Here is an 8,989-nt window from a genome sequence, read left to right as displayed (position 1 = left end):
CCAGATCAATCGACAACTCTCTGGATGGAACCTTCCTCCATTGGTGACACGCGCCTTCGAGGCGCACTCTTGCCCGCGTCATAAGCCCCGGATGCCGCCGCTTTCGGTGGTTTTGACGCTCTGGCTATCGATCACACCGGCCGTCGGGCTTGCCTCCTTGCCCTCCAACTCGCGCGTTTCCATCACGAGACGATGGTTGATGCGTGGCCAAAGTCCCAACGCTCTCCATATTGCCGACGGGTGATTTTGGTCCAGGCCATCGTGTTCTCCATCGAATCTCGCAAATCCGAAGGAATCATAACCTGTTGAAATCACCCACCTCTTTTTGAGGCAGCCTCTAAAGAGAAGCCCACCACGGCAACTGATCGGTTCATATCCAAGAATATCACCATGAACCGGAAGCGGTGGCTCATTAAGAGGCAACGCCTAATAGTCGCACCAGATTGCAGCAAGCGACGCGAATTCTTCCCAGTTCGGTTTGCCTTTATCCTTCCACCGCATGCAAACTTTAGGAAGGTCGGCTGTCATTTGGGCCCAATCATCTGCGGAGACTTCTTTGATCTTGCCGACGTCCCATCGATCTTGAGACAAACGCGAGAGCTTTTCATAGGCCTCCGGTTTACCCAGCAGAATCTTGCGCGTCCCGCCGGGAATCCAAGCGTCACGCCAAGAGTGTTGGGCGCAAACATTATGCGGACTGACTGTCGGAATGAAAAATTCTAATCCCGTGTAGTGGCAATAGTCCCAAGTCTCGTCTTCGGGAGAGCCAGTATTGCATTTTTCCCACACGTTTTCCGGCAACTTCACACTCGATCGCAACTGCTCAGCCGTAAGCAATAGGCCATCTCGCGCCTCCAATTCTTTCGAAGGCGGCGGATTTGACGTATCGTAGCCGCAGCCTCCTTTGAGAAAGGTTTCGCGCACCATCGAAGCACCTGGAGCCATTGTCCAGGTAAAGTCATTTGCTTGGTGGAACAGCGTATATTCGTGCCATTCGTTTGCCCCGGTTGCTTCAGTGGCCAATTCATTGAAAAAAATTCCTGCGGATACGGCATCGGGCTGCGAGCCTAGGCCGATCATCTTTGTAGGGAAGCGATTGAACCAGTCGAAGGCTACAGGTTGTCGACTCTGGCAAGGCCGATCCCCTGAAAAATGCAAAGTGTCGCCTTTGACTGTATAGAGTTCCCCGTTTCCAATTTGGATGAGTTCGCATCCATGGCTAGGCTTAACCAAGTCCGGTGCATACTCAGGGTTGAGTGTCATGAAAATAATTATTGCGACAATCGCGATGATCGCGAGCGACGGATATTTGTCCAAGATTCTATGAAATAATCGGCGCAAAAGCCTGTAGATCGCAACGAATGGGCGAAGTGCCTGGTTTTTCTTGGCAATGTCGAAGCAATATCGAAGAATGCCCGCCAACATGTTCTGCCCCAGCGGCTACTTAAGTTTCTGCATGCTACAGACAATATTTTTCTTAACAATAGCAGTTCCGATTCGATCTAATTGTACCACGCTTCACAACTATAGATGTGGATTCTGGAAGGGGCAATGAAAACATCCCGATGTTCATCGCTGCTCGCGGAATCCCCAATCCTTTTGACTTGGAGAAGGAGCCGAAGGCGAGGCAGGGTAGCTGGTCCCTGAATGTGTTGTTCGGCTCCAGGGTTATTGCATTTTTAATTTGACGTCATATAAAATCACTAATGTCTACGTTGCTCAATCCTCCTGCCTCCAATGAGGCTATCACTCCCGCACAATGTCGCGCTGCTCGCGCTCTTTTGGCTTGGTCTCAGCAGGAGCTCGCCAGCCGCGCTCGAGTAGCCACCTCCACCGTGGCAGACTTTGAGCGGGGCCATCGCAACCCGATTCAACAGAACGCTGAAGCAATTCGCGGAGTGCTCGAAGCGGAAGGCATTGCTTTCCGAGCGGGAGGAGCTGTTATCGGGCCAACATTGCCCGCCTTCGCCGACCGGAAGGACGCTGGTTTGCCAATAAGATGGGTCGATGCGACTGATCTTTCTCAGTGGGCCGAGCGACGCGACGGTCAGGGATCTCTTCCAACCTTGCTTGCGAAGCTAGCAAGGGCAAATCGCCCCATATTACTGAGGTTTCCCTCGGACGAAGGTGTCCAGCACGCTGGCTGGGACGGAGTTACCGAAGCAAGCGAAGCGTCTGAATATATTCCGCTCGGTGTCACGGGATGGGAAATCGGGACGCAGCGAGATCGCATCGCCTCGAAGGCCGATGATGACTATAAGAAGCGCAGCGAGAATCCGCTTGGTCTTATACCTGCCGAGTTGACGTTCATCTTCGTGACGCCGCGTCATTGGCCCCAAAAGGAAATGTGGGCGCAAAAGAAGCGTGCGGAGAACATCTGGAAGGACGTGCGTGCTTACGATGGAGATAATCTAGTCCATTGGATCGAACTCTATCCCGCTGTCGGGTTATGGCTGGCTATCGCCCTTGGCAAGCGACCAGCCGGGGCACTTGATCTTCGGGAATATTGGCTGGAATGGGCGCTCGCGACCCAATGGCAATTGCCAAGTGAATTGGTGCTCTGTGATCGCGACGAAAGTGCCACCCGGATTCTTCGATGGCTCAGGGGGCCGTCGTCTGTGCTTGCGGTAAAGGGGGAGAGCCCGGCTGAGGTTTCCGGATTTGTTTATGCGGCGATCAACCAGCTTCCCGCTAATCTTGCGGAATATTACCTGTGCCGAAGCTTGGTAGTCGCAAACTCCGAAACTGCAAGGCTGATTGGAGATAGTGCAACGCCGTTGGTCATCGTGGTGTTAGATCCGGAGCCAGGCCCGGCGCAGGCGTTGGCCAAGAAGGGACACCATGTACTTGCCGCATATGGCCAAGACGCCTCGTCCTCCGGCGATGCCATTGTGCTTGAACGCCCCGCACGAGAGAATATTAAGATCGTCCTTGAAGGGGTTGGCGTGCCTTCCGAGATGGCAGGGCGGATGGCGAGAGATTCGTCGCGAAGTCTAGGAATTCTGCGACGTCTCATGCCAAGCTCTCCTGGACGAGTACCCGCGTGGGCGAAAGGACTTCCCTCTCAATCGCTCATTGCGGCTCTCCTCGCAGGTGGCTGGGATGAAAGCAGCGAGGGAGACAAATCTGTCCTATCGCGGTTGGCTGACATGCCCTACGAACCGTTCGCAGCTAGTCTTGCGGGTTTGGCCGGAAATTTCGATAGTCCTCTGCGTAAAGTGGGCTCTGTGTGGAAAATTGCCTCGCCACGCGATGCTTGGGGCCTGCTGGCAGCGGATATATCGCCCTCTCACATGGAACGGTTTGCTGCAGTCGCATTAGACGTTTTGAGCGCGGCCGACCCCCGCTACGAAATGCCCGCGGAGGAACGGTGGTATGCATCGGTCCGGGGGGTGCATCCAGAATTTTCCAAAAATCTGCGTAACGGTGTCGGCGAAGTATTGATTATACTTGCTCTGTTCGGAAAACTGGCCTCATCCGTACCATCTGCGGAGCTGCAGCCAGATCTTATCATTCAACGCTTGCTTAGCGGCGCCGACCGTCAACGTTGGTGGTCACTGTCGAGGGATTTTCAACTATTAGCGGAAGCCTCACCGTCCAGTTTCCTCAGCGCACTCGACGACGCACTTGGTCAGGACGATAGCCCTGTCGCCGTTCTTTTCGGTCACGATACGTCCCCGCTTTTTGGCGCCGAGCACCTATCCACATTATTGTGGGCTCTCGAAACTTTGGCATGGTCTCCCGACTATCTCGGGCGTGCGGCCTCTATTCTCGGGGCGCTCGATGAGCTTGATCCTGGGGGCCGTTATACTAACCGTCCCGGCAGTAGTCTCCGAACTACATTTCTTCTATGGGCGCCGCAAACACACGCGACACTAGAACAGCGACTTCGGGTCTTGGACCGGCTAAGAGCGAGGTTCCCCAAGGCAGCTTGGAAACTCCTGCTGGGCATTCTTCCGACCGAACACGACTCGTTTTCACCAACGCCAGCCCCTCTCTGGCGCGATTTCTCGACGCCAACCTCAGAAATCGTCACTTTCGAGCTGATTGAAAGAGGCGCGCTCGCGATTACCGATCGTCTCCTTGCAGACGCGTCGGCTGATATCTCACGGTGGGTGGCGCTGCTCGATCGCTGGGGCAATCTCGGAGCCAGACGGGAAGAAGCGCTAAACAAACTCAAGGCGCTTGTTCCGTTCATTGCGGACGACGTGGGTCGGAACGCGTTAAGGTCGAAGTTGCGCGCAATTTTGCATAGCCATCGCAGTTTCCGTGATGCCGCGTGGGCGCTTCCTGAAGAAGAATTGGCTCCTTTTGAGGAAATTTACAACGCCATAACCCCTGTCGACCTAATCGCAGAGATTTCTTGGTTGTTTGACACGTCGGTCGCACTTCCGAACCCAATCGGCACCAGGTGGCACGAGGACACACAGCGGCAGCTCCAAGGGGAACGCCGAAGCGTTGTTGAAGCAATTCTCACCAATATGGGACTGGACGGCCTGTTTGCTCTTGCTAACGCTGTACAGGAGAAAGGTTACCTGGGACAAGCCATTGCCGAGGCCGAAGTTGGCAACCCGCGACGGGGACACGAAATTATCGTCCGGGCTCTCACAAGAGAGGGCGTAGTGGGCTTAGGAGTTGCCCGGGGGATGATAATAACGATGTATCCCATGCAAGCTGATCAATGGGTGACAGATTTGGTCGACGAGATGCAGCAGATAGGAGCCAAACAGGAAAGCTTGCTCGCAATTCTGCTCGCCCTCCCGCCCTCGTCGCGCGCTTGGTCGCTCTTGCGGGAATTGGGCGCAAATTTCGAAGAGCAGTACTGGAAACGGGTCCCAATCCTTTGGATTAATGGCGAACGGGAAGATACAGAGTTTGCGGTGAGCAAACTGATGGATGTCGGTCGCGCTCGCCATGTCGTGCATCTAGTTGGCTTGCGGTTGCATACAGGTCTGACATTTGGCTCGGATTTGCTCGTCCGCCTCCTTATTGAAGCGGCCTTACAACCAGCCGAATTCGACGCCGATCACAATGACACGACGATGTTCCAACACTACGTTGCCGAAATTCTGTCTGTTTTAGACAACCGTGACGACGTCCCCGCCACGGAGATGTTAAAGCTGGAATGGATTTATCTTCCAGTGCTTGAATACTCGCAGCGTCCGGCCAAGTTAATCATCCGCGAGCTTGCGTCCAATCCGCAGCTATTCATCGACGTAATCTGCGCAATTTACAAACCCAGCGAGGACAGCCGCGTAGTTGAAGAGACTGTGGCTAACCAAGAACAAGTCACCAATCGTGCCCGCCAAGCAAGCAACCTCTTGCGTCTCTGGAATGTTGTTCCTGGAACCAGACCAGACGGTACAATAGATCTAGCGATCTTAGAAGACTGGGTTCAACGTGCCCGCCAACTGGCGAAATCCGCCGGGCGGGAGGATATTTCGGACCAGAAGATCGGCGAAGTCCTTGCCTGCGCACCTTCGGGGCAAGACGGCATCTGGCCCACAGAAGCTGTCCGCGAATTAATTGAATCCGTTCGCAACAAAAATATCGAAATTGGGCTCATGATTGGTCGTCGCAATCTGCGTGGCGTTACGACGAGGCTACCGCGTGACGGCGGCGCCCAAGAGCACGATCTTGCGAGGACCTTTAGCGAGTGGTCGCGAGCGACGGCGCTGGAATGGCCGCGCACGTCTGCTGTTCTCGAAAAAATCGCTACGAGCTATGACTACGAAGCTCGTTCGCATGACAATGACGCGGAAAAGCTCGATTGGTAAGATTGTACCTGCTTCATGCGAGGAAATTGCCTGGGATGGTGCCATCCCAAGCAATTTCGACCGCGTTACTGGCTGTGAAGCCGTATGCCAGCTTAAGCATTCGGCTCATAGGCACTTGACAATAAGTGAGTTTGTTCTTTATTTGTTCCGTCCATGACAAACATTGGCCGCCTCATACGCTTTCGCGAACCGAGTGGTCATGCTTTCTCGTTTATCGTATCGGAGTGGCAAAAATGGGCGAATTATTGTCCCATCGCGTGGAAGCCTGCACTTTTCTTCCATCAGGTTTGAATACCGTCCAATCGGTGCTGAGGAAACGAGATCGTTCGTTCCAGAGATATTTCGACAGCGGTACAATTATGAAAGGCGGCCCAAGCCTGTTCGCGGTTTTGACCTATTCCGATAGCGGAAACTGCAGGGCTCGAAGCAGGTTAGAGAGCCGCTCCACGAAAAAGGCCCGACTATCCTAAAGTTCAGAACTCCCCTGTTCTGAAGATCGCGTCTCAACTCACAGGTATGACGGCATTTCGACGCTGTCGGATGTGGGGACACCCTGGGGGCGCGACTTTTTCAGCGGACAGGCTATGTTCCTGTTTGGACATGAAATCTCTTGCTGTGGAACATTTATAAGTCCGTTTTACAAGATTATATAATAATTCCATTAGGTTACAGATGTCAAAGCTGGCTAGACGCGCGACATTGTCAGCCAGTTAGAAATGCGACACTGGCTCTGACAATCAGCCCCCGATCCGGCCGGCTGGGCCGGGTTGAAAGGGCGGAGCGGGGGCGGGTGATAACATTCCCCTTCGGCTTTAGCTTTCTCACTGGCAATTGTTCTTTTACCGCTCGATACTCGCTAGCACTTGCATGGCGCAGTTGGGGATCAAAGCCGCACGATGCTTCCGGAAATCAACCTGCAAGGTGACGTCGACATCGCCGCGCTGTCACCACTTCTTCGCGGCATGCTTCTTTCGGTTGCCTATGCTGACGGTGAGGGTGGCATAGGATTGACCGCGACCGGCGCCATGAACCGCAAGTTCGTGCATTGGGCCGCTGTGCACTTCCTCTGGCCCGGATTCACAGCCGAGGACCTCTACAGCATGAACAAGGTGCTCAATGAAAGCGACATGCCGCCGCTTTGGGTCGTGCGCGACATGACCCGCCACCTGAAGCTTCTTCGCCGGAAAAAGGATGTGCTGCTGCCAACCAGACGCGGGCGGGAGTTTCTGGTGAATCCGCAAGCCTTCTTCGATGTGGTCGCCACGGATTATCTCTATTCGTATGTCCACGCCACCGAGCGGGAAGAAAAGGTCCGCGCGCGGTTACGCTGGTGGCGCATGTTCCTCAATCTTCTCAATATCAAGGCCAGGGAAGGTTGCACGCCAATGGACGTTGTGAAGATCCTCTATCCAGACTTGGCGCCTCTGTCACACACCGAAATGACCATAGAAGCCTGGGAGTTGAAATCCGATCTCCAATATGGCGTCTTACGGCGCTTGTGCTGGCTCGGCTTGCTCTATGAAGCAAGAGAGGGCCTCACACTCTTCCAGGACGGATCCTTCCACAAGACACCGCTTTGGTCCGCATGCCTGCAGCTGGAATCGGATACGCAAAGCGACATCGGCGTGCACTGACGATCTTTATTCCGCCGCTGGTTGCCTCAATAACGCTTTCTCTCGCCGTGCAATCACCGCCGGATCGTTCATGTAATCTGTCCTCGGCTTGCGTCCCCGCTTCTGATAGCCGTTGGCTGTGCTACCGTCCCGAATGCCAAACATATGATCCTTCTGCCCGGTGCGTCGGGGACCACTCTTGCTGCGTTGCTGTTCTCGGCCGGCTTGCAACTCGGCGACGATCGACAGCATGTCGTCCAGCCGCTTGTTGTCGACGACCTCCGCACGATGCACCGAGCGCAACGTATCGAAGGTCTTGTAGGGCAGGGAAAAGCTCTCGTGCATGATCTCGAGCCGACCGTCCGGATAGTCGCAGACGATCACTTTCTGGCCAGCCAGTGGCCTGGAAATCTCGGTCGGATCGAGAATGAACAACATCTTGTCGTAGCGTAGCGTCAGAGATTGCGACAGCGTGCGGACTTCCTTCCGGCACATGGCACCATCGAGGTTCTCGTGGTTGGCCAGCGGTCGGTGCATGTCCTTTGGATTGCGTGGTTGCTTGCCAAAGCGAGTGTTGAAATCCGCAATGAACTCAGGCGCATAGGAATTGGCAGCTTCGATCGTATCAATGCCGCGAAGCCGTAATTCCTTCACAAGCCGATCCTGCAATGTCTGGTTGGCACGTTCCACCCGACCCTTGGCCTGAGGGGTGTTGGCGCAGATGATATCGATGTTGAGCTCATAAAGCGCCCGGCCGAACTGCGTCAGACCGCTTGTCCTGTCCTTCTTCGACGGATGCGTCGATCGAAAGACACCATGTTTGTCGCTGTAGAAAGCCAACGGCTTGCCCCACTGCTGCAGATAATCCTTTGTCGCATGCAGATAGTCGAACGTATTCTCCGATCCGGCGAAACGCAGGTGCAATAGCCTGCCGGTGGCGTCATCGATATAGACGAGCAGGGCGCATTTGGGGCCGCGGTTCTCGAACCACCAGTGATGCGATCCGTCGATCTGCACCAGTTCGCCAAAGCAGCCGCGCCGGCCGCGTGGTTGGAAAACCCGTTTCTTGCGTTCACGACGCGAAATCCAGATACCAGCCTCGGTCATCCATTGCCGCAGCGTCTCCTTGGCGACCGAGATCCGGTGCAACTCGAGCAGCTTCTCGCGTGCCAGCGTCGGACCGAAATCCAGATAGCGTTCGCGGATCAGATCCAGCACCGCATTGCGAAACTCTTCGCTATGGCGCCGGTTGCTTGGTCGTGATCGCTTCTTTGAAACAAGGCCGGCCGGACCATCCTGATCATAGGCCTGCAGCAGCCTGTGGACCTGACTTCGACTGAGGTCGAGCAGTTCGGCGGCCTGTACGACGCTCAGGCGTTGGTTACGGATCTTCTGGATGACTTCGAGGCGATGTAATTCTTTCTGCGACATGGTGATCATAAAGGACATGACGACTCCGACCGCTCCTGGTCTCGACCAGGCTGAAGATTGTCATCCTTGCTCCCAACGGTGGCTTTGACCAGTGCGTCGAGAGGCGAGACTGTCGCATCTCTAACTGGCCCAACTGTCGCATTACTAAATAGCCGCTACAACAGAAAC

4 protein-coding genes and 1 pseudogene are annotated in these 8,989 nt (G+C 54.8%); 2 read left to right on the top strand and 3 right to left on the bottom strand.

Translation table 11 applies throughout. From position 1 onward, the window contains the following. Positions 1–50: 50 nt before the first annotated feature. Positions 51–272, bottom strand: a pseudogene (locus tag RHSP_RS14355) (hypothetical protein); the annotation flags it as partial. A gap of 154 nt (positions 273–426) precedes the next feature. After that, positions 427–1,425 (bottom strand): hypothetical protein, encoded by a 999-nt coding sequence (locus RHSP_RS14350; protein ID WP_004118206.1) that lies wholly within the window; start codon positions 1,423–1,425, stop codon positions 427–429. 281 nt (positions 1,426–1,706) lie between these two features. Between RHSP_RS14350 and RHSP_RS14345 the strand changes: the two genes are divergently transcribed. Both RHSP_RS14345 and RHSP_RS14340 read left to right on the top strand, forming a co-directional pair. Next, positions 1,707–5,777, top strand: coding sequence for a helix-turn-helix domain-containing protein (locus tag RHSP_RS14345; protein ID WP_004118204.1), 4,071 nt, complete (start codon positions 1,707–1,709; stop codon positions 5,775–5,777). 896 nt (positions 5,778–6,673) lie between these two features. After that, a complete protein-coding gene (locus RHSP_RS14340; RefSeq protein ID WP_004118203.1) occupies positions 6,674–7,411 on the top strand; it encodes a hypothetical protein in 738 nt (245 codons plus the stop codon). Positions 7,412–7,417: 6 nt separating this feature from the next. On the opposite strand, the gene RHSP_RS14335 is transcribed toward RHSP_RS14340, so the two are convergent. Next, the gene (locus RHSP_RS14335; protein WP_004118201.1) at positions 7,418–8,839 is read right to left on the bottom strand and encodes an ISNCY family transposase; all 1,422 of its coding nucleotides are present in this window, start codon (positions 8,837–8,839) and stop codon (positions 7,418–7,420) included. Between the last annotated feature and the right edge of the window lie 150 nt (positions 8,840–8,989).

The organism is Rhizobium freirei PRF 81, from assembly GCF_000359745.1.
GTDB lineage: Bacteria > Pseudomonadota > Alphaproteobacteria > Rhizobiales > Rhizobiaceae > Rhizobium > Rhizobium freirei.
Note: the sequence above shows the minus strand (reverse complement) of the source record. Positions and strands in the feature narration are given on the sequence as shown.